Annotated in this window: 12 protein-coding genes; 7 read left to right on the forward strand and 5 right to left on the reverse strand. The window is 68.3% G+C overall.

The genetic code is table 11. From position 1 onward, the window contains the following. The first annotated feature begins 181 nt into the window (after nt 1-181). Nucleotides 182-3,793 (forward strand): transcription-repair coupling factor, encoded by a 3,612-nt coding sequence (gene mfd / locus BLR41_RS01005; protein WP_092625424.1) that lies wholly within the window; start codon nt 182-184, stop codon nt 3,791-3,793. Nucleotides 3,794-3,864: 71 nt separating this feature from the next. Here mfd and BLR41_RS01010 read toward each other — a convergent pair whose 3' ends face one another. Next, nucleotides 3,865-4,497 (reverse strand): hypothetical protein, encoded by a 633-nt coding sequence (locus BLR41_RS01010; protein WP_092625426.1) that lies wholly within the window; start codon nt 4,495-4,497, stop codon nt 3,865-3,867. 607 nt (nt 4,498-5,104) lie between these two features. On the opposite strand from BLR41_RS01010, the gene BLR41_RS01020 reads away from it, so the two are divergent. The 4 genes from BLR41_RS01020 to BLR41_RS01035 are packed head-to-tail and all read left to right on the forward strand — an operon-like array spanning nt 5,105 to nt 9,523. After that, nucleotides 5,105-6,379 carry a helix-turn-helix domain-containing protein gene (locus tag BLR41_RS01020; protein WP_092625430.1) on the forward strand — a complete coding sequence of 425 codons (1,275 nt, stop codon included), beginning with the start codon at nt 5,105-5,107 and terminating at the stop codon, nt 6,377-6,379. A 38-nt stretch (nt 6,380-6,417) separates the two neighbouring features. Continuing rightward, nucleotides 6,418-7,158: a toll/interleukin-1 receptor domain-containing protein gene (locus BLR41_RS01025; protein WP_092625432.1), complete on the forward strand. Its 741-nt coding sequence runs from the start codon at nt 6,418-6,420 to the stop codon at nt 7,156-7,158. Beyond that, entirely contained in the window at nt 7,155-9,152 is a 1,998-nt protein-coding gene (locus BLR41_RS01030; RefSeq protein ID WP_092625434.1) for a hypothetical protein, read from the forward strand. The genes BLR41_RS01025 and BLR41_RS01030 overlap by 4 nt, the downstream gene beginning before the upstream one ends. Continuing rightward, entirely contained in the window at nt 9,149-9,523 is a 375-nt protein-coding gene (locus tag BLR41_RS01035; protein WP_092625436.1) for a hypothetical protein, read from the forward strand. Before BLR41_RS01030 ends, BLR41_RS01035 begins: the two co-directional genes overlap by 4 nt. Nucleotides 9,524-9,625: 102 nt before the next feature. On the opposite strand, the gene BLR41_RS01040 is transcribed toward BLR41_RS01035, so the two are convergent. Together BLR41_RS01040 and BLR41_RS01045 are read right to left on the reverse strand one after the other, a co-directional pair. Next, complete coding sequence (locus BLR41_RS01040; RefSeq protein WP_092625438.1) at nt 9,626-11,158, reverse strand: glycerol-3-phosphate dehydrogenase/oxidase; 1,533 nt, start codon at nt 11,156-11,158, stop codon at nt 9,626-9,628. A gap of 113 nt (nt 11,159-11,271) precedes the next feature. Beyond that, entirely contained in the window at nt 11,272-11,850 is a 579-nt protein-coding gene (locus tag BLR41_RS01045; protein WP_092625440.1) for a TetR/AcrR family transcriptional regulator, read from the reverse strand. Nucleotides 11,851-11,867: 17 nt separating this feature from the next. Between BLR41_RS01045 and BLR41_RS01050 the strand changes: the two genes are divergently transcribed. Both BLR41_RS01050 and BLR41_RS01055 read left to right on the forward strand, forming a co-directional pair. Further along, on the forward strand, nt 11,868-13,481 hold the full coding sequence (locus BLR41_RS01050; RefSeq protein ID WP_092625442.1) for an FAD-binding oxidoreductase: 1,614 nt from the start codon (nt 11,868-11,870) through the stop codon (nt 13,479-13,481). Between the two features lie 223 nt (nt 13,482-13,704). Continuing rightward, nucleotides 13,705-14,607, forward strand: coding sequence for a diacylglycerol kinase (locus BLR41_RS01055; protein WP_245693689.1), 903 nt, complete (start codon nt 13,705-13,707; stop codon nt 14,605-14,607). A gap of 458 nt (nt 14,608-15,065) precedes the next feature. On the opposite strand, the gene BLR41_RS01060 is transcribed toward BLR41_RS01055, so the two are convergent. Continuing rightward, nucleotides 15,066-15,479 carry a hypothetical protein gene (locus BLR41_RS01060; RefSeq protein ID WP_092625444.1) on the reverse strand — a complete coding sequence of 138 codons (414 nt, stop codon included), beginning with the start codon at nt 15,477-15,479 and terminating at the stop codon, nt 15,066-15,068. Continuing rightward, nucleotides 15,476-15,724 carry a hypothetical protein gene (locus BLR41_RS01065; RefSeq protein ID WP_092626002.1) on the reverse strand — a complete coding sequence of 83 codons (249 nt, stop codon included), beginning with the start codon at nt 15,722-15,724 and terminating at the stop codon, nt 15,476-15,478. The genes BLR41_RS01060 and BLR41_RS01065 overlap by 4 nt, the downstream gene beginning before the upstream one ends. Between the last annotated feature and the right edge of the window lie 251 nt (nt 15,725-15,975).

Genomic DNA, 15,975 nt, shown 5'->3' on the forward strand with positions numbered 1-15,975 from the left:
GCGTTCCACGTGGAAAACGGGGCGGGCCGCCCGGGAGTCACCGTCCGCGAGTCGTACGCTGGTTCGGGTGCCCGCGGGCCGGAGGCAGTGCCCTGCGGCGTGCGAGGCCGCTTTCACGGCGTTCCCACTGTTCGCGGGATCGGGTGCCGACGTTCCCTTCGTCGCGGTGCGAGGTTGTTCCATGACCCAGGCTGGGCCGCTGGCCGGACTGTTCCAAACTCTTTCGCGTGACCCCGCCCTGGAGCGGGTCGCGGCCGTGGCCGATTCGCCGCGGCTGTCGATGGAGGGGCCCGCGGCGGCACGACCGCTGGTCGCCACCGCGCTGGCGGCCGGCAGCCGACTCGGCGGCAGCGACCGGCCGGTACTGCTGGTCACCGCGACCGGTCGGGAAGCCGACGAGATCGCGGCAGCAGTCTCCTCGCTGCTCGGCCCCGAGGGGGTCGAGGTGATGCCCTCCTGGGAAACCCTGCCGCACGAGCGCCTGTCCCCGCGTGCGGACACCGTCGGGCGGCGACTCGCGGTGCTGCGCAGACTCGCGCATCCCGAGGAGCACCCGCACGGCGCCCTGCGAGTGCTGATAACCACCGTGCGCAGCCTGATCCAGCCGGTCGCGCCCGGCCTGGGGGAACTGCCGCCGGTGCTGCTCGGGGTGGGAGAGGAGCACGAGTTCGAACAGCTCGCCACCCGCCTGACCGAACTCGCCTACAACCGCGTGGACATGGTCGAGAAGCGCGGTGAGTTCGCGGTGCGCGGCGGCATCGTCGACGTCTTCCCGCCGACCGAGGAACACCCGCTGCGGTTGGAGTTCTTCGGCGACGAGGTCACCGCCATCCGCCCCTTCTCGGTCTCCGACCAGCGCTCGCTGTCCGACGGCGCCGACGAGCAGGACCCGGCCCGGCTGCACGCCCCGCCGTGCCGCGAGCTGCTGCTCACCGAGGACGTGCGCGCCAGGGCCCGCGAACTGTCCGAACACCACTCGGGGGACGCGCAGCTCGGCGAGATGCTCAACAGCCTCGCCGAGGGGATCGCCACCGAAGGCATGGAGGCGCTGATACCGGCGCTGTGCGCGGGCAGGATGGAGCTGCTGACCGATCTGCTGCCCGAGGGCACCCACGTGGTGCTCGCCGACCCGGAGAAGGTCCGGGCGCGGGCGGCCGATCTGGTGCGGACCGGTGAGGAGTTCCTGGAAGCCTCCTGGATGGTCGCCGCCGACGGCGGCAAGGCCCCGATCGACCTCGGTGCCTCCGCATACCGTGACTTGGGCGAGGTGGCCGAGTACACCCGTGAACTGGGGCTGCCGTGGTGGACCCTGAGTCAGTTCAGCAGCGTCGAGGACGGTGACGACGAGGCGTTGCGGCTCGGGCTCAAGCAGGTCGAGCAGTATCGCGGTGACGTGTCGCGGGCCTTCGACGACCTGCGCGCCCACACCGCGGGTGGCGGTGCCACGCTGCTGGTGGTGCCCGGTACCGGTACCGCGCAGCGCGCCGTCCAGCAGCTGGGTGAGGTGGATCTGCCGGCCCGGCACGCCGAGCACGGGCTCGCGGAGGCCCCGGAGTCCGGTGTGGTCACCGTGGTGCGCGCCGACCTGGAGGACGGCTTCGCCGCCCCCGACGTGGGGCTGGTGGTGCTCACCGAGGCCGATCTGACCGGCGGGCGCGGCGGCACCTCCACCAAGGACATGCGGCGGATGCCCTCGCGGCGGCGCAACGGGGTGGATCCGCTCGCGCTCAAACCGGGTGACCACGTGGTGCACGAGCAGCACGGCATCGGCAAGTACGTCGAGATGGTGCAGCGCACCATCGGCGGTGCCACCCGCGAGTACCTGGTGCTGGAGTACGCCTCCAGCAAGCGGGGGCAGTCGGGCGACCGGCTGTTCGTGCCGACCGACCAGCTCGACGAGGTCTCGCGCTACGTCGGTGGCGAGGTCCCCACGCTGAACAAGCTCGGCGGTTCGGACTGGAAGAACACCAAGGCCAAGGCCCGCAAGGCGGTCAAGGAGATCGCCTCGGAGCTGGTCCAGCTCTACGCGGCCAGGCAGTCCGCGCCTGGTCACGCCTTCGGCGATGATTCACCGTGGCAGCGCGAGCTCGAGGACGCCTTCCCCTACGCCGAGACCGGCGATCAGCTCGCCGCGATCGAGGAGGTCAAGACCGACATGCAGAACTCGGTCCCGATGGACCGGGTCATCTGCGGCGACGTCGGCTACGGCAAGACCGAGATCGCGGTGCGCGCCGCGTTCAAGGCCGTCCAGGACGGCAAGCAGGTGGCGGTGCTGGTGCCGACCACCCTGCTGGCGCAGCAGCACCTGAACACCTTCACCGACCGGATGCACTCGTTCCCGGTCAACATCAGGGGGCTCTCCAGGTTCACCGATCCGTACGAGTCCGAGCAGACGGTCAACGGGCTGCTCACCGGTGAGGTGGACATCGTCATCGGCACTCACCGGCTGCTGCAGACCGGGGTGCGCTACAAGGACCTCGGGATGGTGATCGTCGACGAGGAGCAGCGCTTCGGTGTGGAGCACAAGGAGCACATCAAGCAGCTGCGCACCCACGTGGACGTGCTGACCATGTCGGCCACCCCCATTCCGCGCACGCTGGAGATGAGCATGGCGGGCATCCGCGAGATGTCCAACATCCTCACCCCGCCGGAGGAGCGCCACCCGGTGCTGACCTACGTCGGCGTCTACGACGAGAAGCAGGTCGCCGCGGCGGTGCGACGGGAGCTGCTGCGGGACGGTCAGGTGTTCTTCGTGCACAACCGGGTGCACGACATCGAGAAGACCGCCCGGCACCTGCGCGAACTCGTCCCGGAGGCGCGGGTGGTCACCGCGCACGGGCAGATGAACGAGGACCGGCTGGAAAAGATCATCCAGGGGTTCTGGGAACGCGAGTACGACGTGCTGGTGTGCACCACGATCGTGGAGACCGGGCTGGACATCTCGAACGCCAACACGCTGATCGTGGACCGCTCCGACGCGCTGGGGCTGGCGCAGCTGCACCAGCTGCGCGGCAGGGTCGGCCGGGCCAGGGAACGCGGCTACGCGTACTTCCTGTACCCGCCGGAGAAGCCGCTGACCGACACCGCGCACGACCGGTTGGCCACCATCGCGCAGAACTCCGAGCTCGGGGCGGGGATGGCAGTCGCCATGAAGGACCTGGAGATCCGGGGTGCGGGCAACATCCTCGGCGCCGAGCAGTCCGGGCACATCGCCGGGGTGGGCTTCGACCTGTACATGCGGCTGGTCGGCGAGGCGGTGCAGGCCTACCGCGAGGACGCGGGTGCCGAACCGGAGGAGCAGGAGGAACTCACCGACGTGCGGGTGGACCTGCCGGTCGATGCGCACATCCCGCACGACTACGTGCCGGGGGAGCGGCTGCGGTTGGAGGCCTACCGCAAGATCGCCGCCTCCTCCGGGCAGTCCGACCTGGACGCCGTGCGCAACGAGCTCGCCGACCGCTACGGCACGCCGCCGCAGTCGGTGGAACGGCTGCTCAAGGTGACCGCGTTCCGCCAGCTGTGCCGCGAGTACGGCGTGACCGAGGTGACGCTGCAGGGAACCTCGATCCGGTTCGCGCCGCTGGAACTGTCCGATTCGGCCCAGATGCGCATGAAGCGGCTCTACCCGAAGGCGGTCTACAAGTCGGCCGTGCGCACCGTTTCGGTGGCCCGGCCGACCGAGGGCGCCGCGGGCGGCAACATCGGAGCGCCGCAGCTGCGCGACGAGGCGTTGCTGGAGTGGTGCGGCAAGCTGGTGGAGTCGCTGGCCGCCGCGCCCGTCGCGGCCGGGTGAGCCGATCCGACCACGGCGGTGGTGCTCGCCCGGTGTCACCGCCGGTTTCGGAGCGGCGCTCCGTTCGGGCCTTATCGGTCGGGATACAGCAGTGCGGCCCGCGCGGCTTCGTGCAGCGCGCTCCGCTCAGGGGTGCTGCTGTCGCGGCGGGGAGTCGCTTCGGAGACCGTCACTGTGCTTCCTTCACGTGTCGAGGCGTAGTGCGTGCCCGTGAAGTCGACCTTCGTCAAGGAAGGTGAACCCCGCGACAGTTCCGCGAGATTGCCGGTTCCGGGGGTGTCGACCAGTTTCCGTAACCACTTCGCGGATCTCGTGGTGGGCATGGTGGTCCGTGAAACGGCGACCACCATCGGTTCGCCGTCCTCGTCGGCCACGCGCAGCAGCGTGCGCCGTAGCTTTCGACACGGATGCTCTTCGAAGAACTCCGCGACGCGTCCGTAAGAAAGATTCGAACAGGAGGCGGACTCTTCGGAGTTCACCACGGTGAAGGTCGACCCGCCGTGGCGCCACGTGGTTCGTGCTGGCTCGCCCGGAGTGCCGGGGCGCCACGTTTCTCCGCCGACTCCCAACACCGCCAGTGAGATCACCACCGCCACGAGGATTCCCAATGAGCCAGTGGGAGTTCCGCCACCGCCCGGTGCCGACCGGGTGTGCGGGCTCACCTCGGTGCCGTCCTTTTTGACGTAGCCACGTACCTGAACCATTCGTGATCCTTCTCGGGGCTCGGCCGAACAGCCGGATGTACTTGCTCGTTTCCGTGCGATGGACGGGTTCACCGTGTCCGGTCGGATGAGGAACTCGGCCTCGACGCGTTCCGGGAATCGGCAACTGAGGGTTTCGTTGGTCGAAAGGGCGTTTCCCGTTGCCGATCAGTTCAGGAAACGGGAAACCCCCACCGTTTCCTGGCGTCCCTGAAAGTGGTTCACCACAATCGCGTGTTGATCGAGCAGTCCCCGTTCGGTTCCACTTCGGACGTTTTGCCGATGGAGTAGGACAGCGACGAACACGTTGGGGGTACGAGCGTGCGAACCCGGCGAATTCGCGCCCACTGCCGGGAATCCGGCAGAACTCACGAACTCCGCCCGCAGCGGGGAGTAGTTGCTCACCAGTCTTCCTGCTCTTATCGGGTGAAGCTGGGCGAATCGCGTCCTTCGAGATCATCTTTTGTCCTAGCGTTCCGCACGATGTATCAGCACACTCCTCCGTTCATGAGTCCTTCTCGCGCCATCACAGCCTGTTCGTTTCCGAAAACCGGCGACAGCGGTTTCCCCGCACCCCGGTTCTTCGGCAACGGGAAACCCGGAGGCAGCTGTGAGTGAGCAATGCAGACTGTTCGGCACGGAGCTTCGACGGATACGTCTCTCAGCTGGGATTTCCTTGGCGGGCCTGGCCGGAATGGTGCACTACAGCAAGGGATATCTCAGCAAGATCGAAACCGGCCGCAAGCAACCCGTACCGGCCCTGGCAAGAGTCTGCGACAGCGAACTCGGGGCCGGCGGGGAACTGACGAAGCTGGTTCCGGAGACCTCGTCCGAAGCGCCACCGCCATCGGAGGAAGACGACGAGGTGTGGTCCATGGGTTTCGCGCGTGACGGGACGAGTCGGCTGCGGACCGTTGATCGGCGTAGCTTGCTGGCGGCAGGGGCGGTTTCTGCCGTTTCCCTCGACACTGCCGCCAGCGGTAGTCCGGCGATGACGGAGAGATCGCTGGAGATCTTCCGAACCATGTTCGGTCAGTTCCGTGAACTCGGACAGACGGCGAATCACGCTGTGGTCCTGCCCGCGCTGCTCGCGCACACGCAGACGCTGCGCGAGCTGGCTAAGCAGGCCACTTCCCGTGATCGTACGGAGGTGCTCTCGCTTGGTTCCCGCTATGCCGAATACGCGGGCTGGATGGCACAGGAAGCGGGCGAGGAACGAACCGCGCTGTGGTGGACCGCGCGTGCGGCGGAAATGGCCGACGCCGTGGGCGATCAGGACTCGGCAGAGTACACGTGGGTGCGGCGTGCCCTGTTCGCGCTCTACCGCAACGACGCGCGGCGGACGATCGAACTGGCTCGGCAGGCCCGCGGTAGAGGGAGTGCTCCCAGAACACGCGCGTTGGCCCTGCAGCGGGAGGCACAAGGTCATGCCCTGGCGGGCGACCACTACTCCTGTATGCGCATCCTGGACCGCGCGCGCGAGGCACACGGTTCAGCCTCCGCGCTCACACCACTGGCGCTGGGCACCACGAACCTGGTGGATCCCGTGGCGATGGTGACCGGTTGGTGCCTGCATGATCTGGGGCGTCCCGGCGAGGCGAGTTCGGTGCTGGACCGCGAGATCCAACGGGTACCGGCACAGGCCTCGCGCTCTCGGGCTCGTTACGGCGTTCGGCGCGCACTGGCACACGCTGCCGCCGGCAACGTCGACCACGCCTGCGCTCTCACCGACCGATTACTCGACACCGTCGACACGATCGAGTCAGCGACCGTCACGACCGATCTACGTCGACTGGACCGCACGCTCGCGAGGTTCCGTGGCAATTCCGCGGTGAAAGAGCTCGTCCCGCGGCTGACCCAGTCGCTGCGCGCCCGCATCGGCTGACAGTGCGAACAGATTCACGTTTTCGAAAGGAGAATTCGGTGGCCGACATCTTCGTCAACTACCGGAACGGTGATGGTCACGATGCCGCCGTCACCATCGAACGGGAGCTTTCCCGGCGGTTCGGTGACGAGAAGGTCTTCCGTGCGAGCAAGTCGATTCTGCCCGGTGACGACTTCCGAGGTGCGCTCTCGCGGGCTTCCAGCGGAGCACGGGTGCTGTTGGTGATCATCGGGGAGAGCTGGCTTTCCATGCGTGATGACGAGGGCAACGTGCTGCTGGACAGGGAGGACGACTGGACGCGTGCCGAGATTCTGAACGCCCTGGAGTCCGGCGCTCGTGTCATCCCGGTCTTGTGCGGGCGAACTATGCCTCGACTTTCAGCCACTCACCTGCCGCGTGCGCTCGCGCCGTTGGCGGACTGTCAGTCGTTCCGCTACGACACCGGAAACGTCGAGCAGGATCTGGAAAAGATCGCACGGGGGCTCGTCGAGCTCGTCCCGGGCTTGGAGGACCGGACCTTCAAGCAGGAATCAGAGCGGTCGGAGGTCAGCAACTCGGTGAACAACACCAGCGTGCAGTCCCTGGTGCAGGGGTGCGACTACCGGCAGAACACCGTGACCAACATCGACACCATTAATGGGGGTAACCACCACAGTGGGAGCGGCCCGCAGTACAACACCACCAGCCACGGCGACGGGGCCAACCACGTGAACGGGTCGGTGCACGGCGGGATCAACCAGAAATTCGGTGGGACGAGCGAACGTGAGCGTGGCAATTGAGTGATACCGAAACCGACATCGGCGGGGTTCACGGGAACGTGCACTCCGGTTCCGGTGATCTGTACTCCGGGCCGACGGTGGTCATGAACATCCTGCGGGAGACCACCGAATATCTGCGTGCCAGCGGGATGATCCCGCACGATGATCTGAGTTGGCTCAAACGTCGTTTCGTGTCACCGCAGCACTTCGGCCTGGCACGGGACCGGTTGCGCGAGACTCGAACGGTGCTGCTGCACGGCCCTGTCGGCAGCGGTCGTCGCAGCGCGGCGAAGATGCTGCTGCACGAGCTCTCCGAGGACGCCAGTACCTTCGCCGAATTCGCCGAGGAGGCAGCGTTCCCGGAAAGCGGACTGTCTCCGGAACGGGTCAAACCGGGGCAGCGCCTCCTGCTCGATCTGAGTCGCAGCGACTCCGATACGTTGTTCGCCCGTCGCCGTGAGTTGCCAGCGCTTCGTGCCGTTCTCGAGCTACAGAACGTCTACCTGGCGATCGTGCTACCCAACGGCCGCCAGGACTGGGCGAGTGAAGAGCTGGCGGGGCAGACGGTCGAGATCGACCGGCCTTCGGAACAGTTGATACTACGGCGTCATCTGGAGGCGGCGGGAATTGAGCCGCCCGACCAGAACGAGCTTGCTCCGGAACTGTCGCAATATCTGACGGGTCCGCTCCGCGAGATCGCCGAGCTGGCGGAGTTGGTCCGGCGAATCGGGGAGAGCAATCCCGATTGGTCGGTCTCCGAGTGGTTGCGTGAAGCCCTGGCAGCGGTGACGGAACGTCGCGAGGAAGCGGCGGATCAGGTGGAGCAGCGCCAGGCCCCACGGGAACGAGCGGTGTTGTTCGCCGCCGCCATGTGCCACGGTGCTTCCGCCGACGCGGTCTTCTTCGCCTCGCAGACCCTGATGGAGCTGCTGGAGCTGACCGGTCAGGAACCGCCTCGGTTGCGGCAACGCGGACATCTCAGCCAGTTGGAAGATCTCGGCTATCGACTCGACCACGGTGAACACGTCGGTTTCAGGTCTTTCGCCTATGACAGCGCACTGCGCTACCATTTCTGGGAGAACTACCCGGATCTGCGGTCCTCGTTCTGTGCGTGGACCGAAAAAGTAGTCACCTCCGAGTGGCTCAGGCGTCATGATCGTCGTGATCTCGTGGACCGCTATCTGGAGCACGGTCTCAACACCGGATGTGTCGAGGAGATCGTGTCAACCATCGATCGATGGAGTGGTACCAAACAGAATTCCGCTCCGGGCTACTGGTTGCAGTTCGCGGACCAGGCGCTCGTCACCGGACTCAACGATCAGCGTTACAGCGCTCGGTTCCGCCAACTCGTTTACGACTGGTCCCGGGAGGAGAAGCTGACCGCTCCAGTCGGCCAGCTCCTGGTGCACGTGTGCACCGAGGTGATCGCGCCGAGTTTCCCGGAGCAGGCGATCGTGCGGCTGCATCAGCGTGCCCGTCGGGAAACTGATCCCGCCGAGCCGACCGCACGCCAGGCCCTGCGTGACATGGCCTTGACCGATCGCGGGATGTTGCGTCGGGTGATCGACAGGTTCGCCAATGAGTTCCGGAGCTCGCGATGGCGGCTGGTGGATCTGGACCTGTTCGTCGAGGTGCTCGATCCGTGGCTACTGGTCGATGACGGTCGGGCGGCGAAACCGCTGGTGGCGGAGTCGGTCGTGCGCTCACAACTCGTACTGGGATGGCGCACCGTGATGATGTACCGATCGGATCTGATGTCGCCGGCGGTGCAGTGGTGGTTGGGGATGGCAGGGCGACTGCGAACCCCGGATCTCCTGCTGTGGGTGCTCGTCGAGGCGGCGGGTTACAACGTCGGTGTCCTGGCCACGCTGCACGTGATCGCCCGTGACTGGAGTCTGGCGAGTCAGGGAAATGCCAACGTGGCAGCGCGTCTGACCCAGCTGATCGATTTTTACCAGGGAGTCGACGGCGCGGACTACAACGTAGTTACGAGCTCTCAGGAGGCGAGCCCATGAGCAAGGAAAACCGGATTCTGTTCGTCGGGTTGGGAATCGCCTTCGTGCTCCCGCTCGTCCTCGGCCTGCTGCTCGGTTGGCCCGCCTGGGTAACTGTTCCGTTGCTCGTGCTGGTGCTGGTGGGGATCTACCGCAAGCTCGTGTACGGCACCCGCACGGCCGCCGACCAGGTGGGTGCGCTGCTGGACAAGATCGGTCTGCACCAGGGCAACCCGGTACGAGACATGACAGCGCACCGGCTGGCGAAGTTGATCGAGCGCTCCGGTCACACCGACGTGGCTTCCGAGGTACGCGACCGATTCGATTCCCCGCTGTCGTACGGCATGGCGAACTCCCAGCACTACCCGCGGAACATCTTCCAGAACCGATGAAGGCGATTCGGCTGTGATGTCTCCGTGCATCGCTTTCCGGAGGCATCGCAGCCACTCACTGAGAGCTCCCCTACTGGGTGTCGCTCCTCGAGGGCGCTCGCCTCATTCCAGCGCCCGCCGCGCGGCGGGTAGCGCGGCCTCGCGGTCGCGTGCCACCACGCCGACTCGGGTTCTGCGGTCGAGCAGGTCGTCGGTGTCCAGCGCGCCCTCGTGCCGCACGGCGAACCGCAGTTCGGCGGGGGTGGTCGACACGTTCCCGGTGACCGGTTCCAGCGCGGTCCCGTCTCCTTCGGCCTGTTCGAGCACGGCCGGCGCCTCCGTGCCGTAGCGCGCGACGAGCTCGCGCGGCGCGCGCACCCGGGACAGCCGCGTCCGGTCGGCCGCTCCCACCAGCGGCAGCCGCCTGGTGCGGCACGGCCCCGCGCTCAGCCCGGCGTGCCGGACCGCCGCGTCCACCGCGTCCTCGGCCATGCGCCGGTAGGTGGTGAGCTTGCCGCCCACCACGCTGATCACGCCGTTCTCGCCGGTCAGCACCGCGTGGCTCCGGGACAGGTCCGCGCTGCCGCCCGACCCGCCGCCGGTGCCGCCGTCCAGCAGCGGACGCAGCCCCGAGTACGTGTCGAGCACGTCGGCGACTCGCAGCGGTTCGGTGAGCACGGTGTTGATCGTCTCCAGCAGGAAGTCCACCTCGTGCTGTGCCGCCTCCGGGACGTCCGGCACCTCTCCGGAGGCATCCTCATCGGTGAGTCCGATGTGGATCCTTCCGTTGTCGGCGGGCAGCGCGAACACGAACCGGTTGGTGGTTCCCGGGATCGGCACCGTCAGTCCCGCGTGCAGGCCGGGCAGCGACTCGGCCGCGACCACCAGGTGCGTTCCGCGGCTGGGGCGCAGCTTCAGGTCCCCGGCGATCTCACCGGCCCACACGCCCGCCGCGTTGACCACGGCCCGCGCCCGCACCGGCACCGTTCCGCCGCCGAGCCGGTCGCGCAGCACGGCCCCTTCACCGGTGACGTCCTCGGCGGCGCACCTGGTGAGCACCCTGGCGCCGTGTCCGGCCGCGGTGCGGGCGATCGCGGTTACCAGCCTGGCGTCGTCGGTCAACCGCCCGTCCCAGGCCAGCAGCCCGCCGCGCAGCCCGTCGTGCTTGACCGGGGGAGCCATGCGCAGTGTCTCGGCGGTGCTGATCCCTCTGGAGCGGGGCAGCGAGCTCGAACCGGTCCGCGCTGCCAGTCGGAGCGCGTCCCCGGCCAGGAAACCCGTCCGCACCAACGCGGCCTGTCGCGTGCTCGTCTCCGGCAGCAGCGGCACCAGCTGCGGCAACGGCGCCGTCAGGTGCGGGGCGGTGTGGCGCAGCAGGATTCCGCGTTCCACCGCGCTCTCGTACGCGATGCCGACGTTGCCGGAGGCCAGGTAGCGCAACCCGCCGTGCACGAGTTTGGAACTCCACCGGCTGGTGCCGAACGCCAGGTCGTGCTTCTCGGCCAGCACCACCGACAGCCCCCGGGAGGCCGCGTCGAGCGCGACTCCGGTGCCGGTGACACCGCCGCCGATCACCAGCAGATCCACTTGCTCGGTTTCGGCCAGTTCGGACAGTTCGCGATTCCTGCGGGCGGCGTGCAGCGAGGTGTCGCGCATGGGGCACTCCTTGTCGAGGTTCGAGACCGCTGCTCGATGTCGGGCCGCACGGAGCGAGAGCCCGCGAGAGGTTCCGCCACCCGAGCACTCCCGGCAGTCGAGTTGAGGAACCCCTATTTCGGCGAGTCGGGGCGCAGGTAGTTCTGCAGCATCGTGCGTAGCTGCTCGTCCAGGCGTTCGGCGGGTAGTTGGTCCGCCACCAGGCGCGCGGAGAGCGCGGCGGACTGGGTGACCAGCAGCAGCATCGCCGCGAGTTCCTCGGGATCGCCGTCGGTGATCGAGCCGTCCCGCTGGCCCTTCCGGATCGCGGCGGCGAAAACCTCCAGTATCTCGCGCTGGCTGGTTCCGAGCCGGTCGAAGGTGTAGGTGATCAGCAGTTCCGGGTCGGTCTCCAGGATTTTGCGCAGCAGCGGGTGCTCGCGCACTGTCGCCACGGTGCTGACGATCCGGTCCAACCCCCGCTCGCGGGCGTTGCCACCGGTCTCGTCCTCACTCGGCAGCAGTGAGCGGAGCTCCCTGGTCAGCAGGTCGGCCGTCAGTGAGCGCATGTCCTGCCAGTGGCGGTAGACGGTCGGTCTGCTCACTCCGGCGCGGCGTGCCACCTCGGTCAGCGTCGTACGGCGCATCCCGACGGCGAGGACGCACTCGCGCGCGGCGTCCAGGATGCCGTCTTCGTTACGACTTGACGTCATGTGTAAAACTGTAGCGCATGACCGCACCGCAGCACCGCACCCCGGAGCCGATGTGGAACGCGTGGGGGACAGCGGCCGAGGCCGAGCCGCTGCCCGAACACCTGCGCGCGCTGCTGACGGACGCGCTCGGCGTGCCCCGCCGCGATACCCCCTCGGTGCCCCGTGATCAGGTGCGGATCCGCGAGTCGGCGCTGCCGGACGTGGCCCGCGCGTCGATCCAGGACATCGTCGGTGCCGAACACCTGCACACCGACGAGCACACGCGACTGCTGCACACCGGCGGCAAGAGCACTCCGGACCTGCTGCGCCGCCGTTCCGGTGACGCGGACGAGGCCCCCGACGCGGTGGTGCGGCCCGGCAGCCACGAGGAGACCGAACTGGTGCTGCGTGCCTGCGCACGGCACCGGGTCGCGGTGATCGCGTTCGGCGGCGGCACCAGCGTGGTGGGCGGGGTGAGCCCGGATCGCTCGGCGCTGTCGGTGGTGTTGGCCCTGGATCTCGCCAGGCTGGACCGACTGCTCGAACTGGACACCGAGTCCGGCACCGCCACGCTGCAGGCGGGACTGCGCGGACCGGAGGCCGAGCGGCTGCTGCGGGCACGGGGCTGCACGTTGGGGCACTTCCCGCAGAGCTTCGAGTACGCCAGCATCGGCGGTTTCGCCGCCACCAGATCCTCCGGTCAGGCGTCGGCGGGCTACGGCCGGTTCGACGACATGGTGCTGGACCTGCGGGTGGCGACCCCGCGCGGCACGCTCCGCCCCGGACGCGCGCCCGCCTCGGCGGCGGGGCCGGACCTGCGGCAGCTCTTCCTCGGGTCCGAGGGCGCGTTCGGCGTGGTCACCGAGGTGACCGTGCGGGTGCGTCCGGCGCCGGCCGAGACGCGCCACGAGGCGTGGTCCTTCCCGGACTTCGCTACCGGGACGGCGGCGCTGCGGAAGCTGGCGCAGACCGGTGCGCTGCCGAGCGTGGCGCGGCTGTCCGACGAGACCGAGACCGGGCTTAACCTCGCCTCTTCCGAGGTGGGGGAGAGCGCGCCCTCCGGTGGCTGTCTGGCCGTGACCACCTACGAGGGAACCGCCGAGCACGTCGAAGCCCGCCACTCCGAGGTCGCCGAACTGCTGCGCGCGGCGGGCGGCAGCTCGCTCGGTGCGGAACCGGCGGACTCCTGGGACCGTGGCCGGTTCCACGCGCCGTACCTGCGCGACGCGCTGCTGGACGTGAACACCCTCGCCGAGACCCTGGAGACCGCCACCACATGGTCCAATCTGGACCGGACGTATCAAGCCGTGCACGGGGCACTCACCGAATCGCTGGGGCAGCAGGGGACCCCGCCGCTGGTGATGTGCCACGTCTCGCACATCTACCCGACCGGCGCCTCGCTGTACTTCACCGTGGCCTGCGCGCGTGCGGCGGACCCGGTGGCGCAGTGGCAGCACGCCAAGCGGGCGGCGAGCGACGCGATCGCCTCGGTCGGCGCGACCATCACGCACCACCACGCGGTCGGTTCCGACCACCGTGACTGGATGGTCGAGGAGGTCGGCGAACTCGGCCTCGACGTGCTGCGGGCCGTCAAGGAGACCGTGGACCCCGAAGGGGTGCTCAACCCCGGGAAACTGCTCCCGCCGAAGTGATTACCCCCCGTGCTTCCGGAGATTTCACGAGAAATCGACGCCGCACCGCACCGGGCCGTGCCGCCTCACCGGCACCGCGATTTCTCGGGCGGTTTCAGGGGGTGAGCACCGCTCGGTGTGGCGAGGGAAGAAGCGGCCCGGTGGAGGTTCCGTCGACCGTGTCCCCGGAAACCCCGATGGGAATACTTCGGTCGGGCAGGTCGGCCGGGCAACCGTTGTAACAGTGAACGAGGGAGCGGCGGTGCGCGACATCTCCTTACTCGTCAATCCGACTTCCGGTAAGGGGCGGGCACGCGAGGCGGCCCGCCGCGCCGCCGAACGGCTGCGGCACGATGGTGCGTCCGTCACCGAACTGGTGGGCACCGACGCCACGCACGCCGCGCGGCTGGCAGCGCAGGCGGTGGCCTCCGGCACGGACGCGCTGGTCGCCTGCGGTGGTGACGGCATCATGAACCTCGCGCTTCGGGCCGCGGTCGGCACCGCCACGCCGATCGGGCTGATCCCGGCGGGCACCGGGAACGACTACGCGCGGATGTTGGGGTTGTACGGCAGCGAACCCGAGGGCGCCGCGCGGGTGGTGCTCGCGGGTGTCGTCACTGCCATCGACGCCGGTCGATGTGGTGAGCAGTGGTTCGGTACCGTGTTGTCCTGCGGTTTCGATGCCAAGGTCAACGAGCGCACCAACCGCATGTCCTGGCCGCGCGGCAAGTGGCGCTACAACCTGGCCGTGGTCGCGGAGCTCGCCAAGCTGCGGCCGCTGGACTACCGCCTCGAAATCGACGGCGAGTCGTGGGAGACCAGCGCGGTGCTGGTGGCGATCGGCAACGGGCCCAGTTACGGCGGTGGGATGCGGATCTGCCCCGATGCGTCCTGTGTGGACGGTTGGTTCGACGTCACCGTGATCGGTCCGGTGGCGGCACGGCGGTTGATACGGCTGCTGCCCACCGTCTACGACGGCAGGCACGTGGAGTACCCGCAGGTCACCACGTTTCGAGCCGGACGGGTGTCGGTGGCCACGCCCGGCGTCACGGCCTACGGCGACGGCGAACCGCTGGCGCCGCTACCGCTTACCGCCGAGTGCGTTCCCGGTGCGGTGAACGTGCTGGTGCCGTCCGAGCCGCGCTGAGCGCGGGAATCGCCGGGAGTGGTGCGCCGGGTGGGCGAGCGTGTCCGATCAGCAGTGGGCAGTGTTCATCAACGCGGTCAAGGCCGACCAGCTCGGCTGAGCCCCAGAGACTGACATAGCGGCTTTGGGCAGGTCGCTCCGGAGGCTGGATCGTCGATGACTCCGGTAGCGGTTTCCACCATTGTTGTCTGCTGTGTGGGGGTCCCCGCCCGGCCGGGTGGGAGCGGGGAGGGAGGCCCGGCCGGGCGGGGTTTTCGGTGGTGGCGGTTTGTACATTTCGTGGGAAATCGTCGCCGCAGTGTGGGGCGTGCGCGGCGATTTCGTGGGAAATTGACGCCCCGCCACCGGGCCCGGGGTGTGTCTCGGCGGTTGTCGGGGGTTGGCCGAGTGCACGGTTCCGGGCCGGTCTGGGCTGGAGAGATGGATCGTGGGGGCGGACGCTGGCGAGTAGTTGGTGGCTAGAGGCGATGGAGCCCGTTGAGGACGCGGCGCATGAGTGCCAGCTCGGGATGCTCTGTCCCGCTGGGATCGGTGGCGGGTTCAGGTGCCGTAGGGCTGGTCGTCACGGTGGGAAGCGGTGCTGCTGGTTGCGCCGGAATCGGATTCGGGAGCACCGGGGCCGGTGGGTCGAGGCGGAACAGGTGCGGATGCTCGTCGGGGTCGCACAACGGCCAGCCGATTAGCTCGGTGGTGGGGCGTTCGTCGCGGACATGGTGCTCCAGCCGCAGTGCGGCCAGCCGTCTGGCGGCCGGGCCGCTGCCGCCCGCGTGGCGGGGCCGGTAACTCGCCCGGTTGCCCCAGCCGCCCAGCACGATCGCCGTGGCGGCCAGCACGATGGCGGTGGTCAGCAGCATCGCCGGATGGGTGCTCACTCCCCATCACCCCGCCTGCGGAACTCGTCCGGGTCGATCGAACTCGATTCCGGCGGATGGCCGCCGCCGAAGGCCAGTCCAGCGGCGTAGTCACGCAGCTCGTCGGAGAGCCGCTGCAATATTCCGGCGAGTTCGGCGCACTGCCTGGGGGTGGCCTGCCGCGCCGGAATGTCGTAGGAAGCTTGTTCGAGTTTCCACTGCTCGTGGGCCAGCCACATGCCCAACCTGCCCGCATAACTGGTCACCACGACTCACCCCCAGTCTGAACAGCCGAGGTGAGCACATCCCGAAGCTGAACCGCCTGCTCGACCGTCCACACTGTCCGGTGGAACACCGTCGGCGTCTCGATCCGAATCAACTCCGGCGTCCACCGCGAGATCCACACCAGCAACGACGACGAGCACCCCGACTCGTTGCCACACCACACCCGCACACCCGGATGACGCACGTTGTATTTGCTCGGCATGCCACAGATTCCCTTCTGTTGTTTGGTCCC

The sequence above is a fragment of the Actinopolyspora mzabensis genome (genome assembly GCF_900101095.1).
Taxonomy (GTDB): Bacteria; Actinomycetota; Actinomycetes; order Mycobacteriales; family Pseudonocardiaceae; genus Actinopolyspora; species Actinopolyspora mzabensis.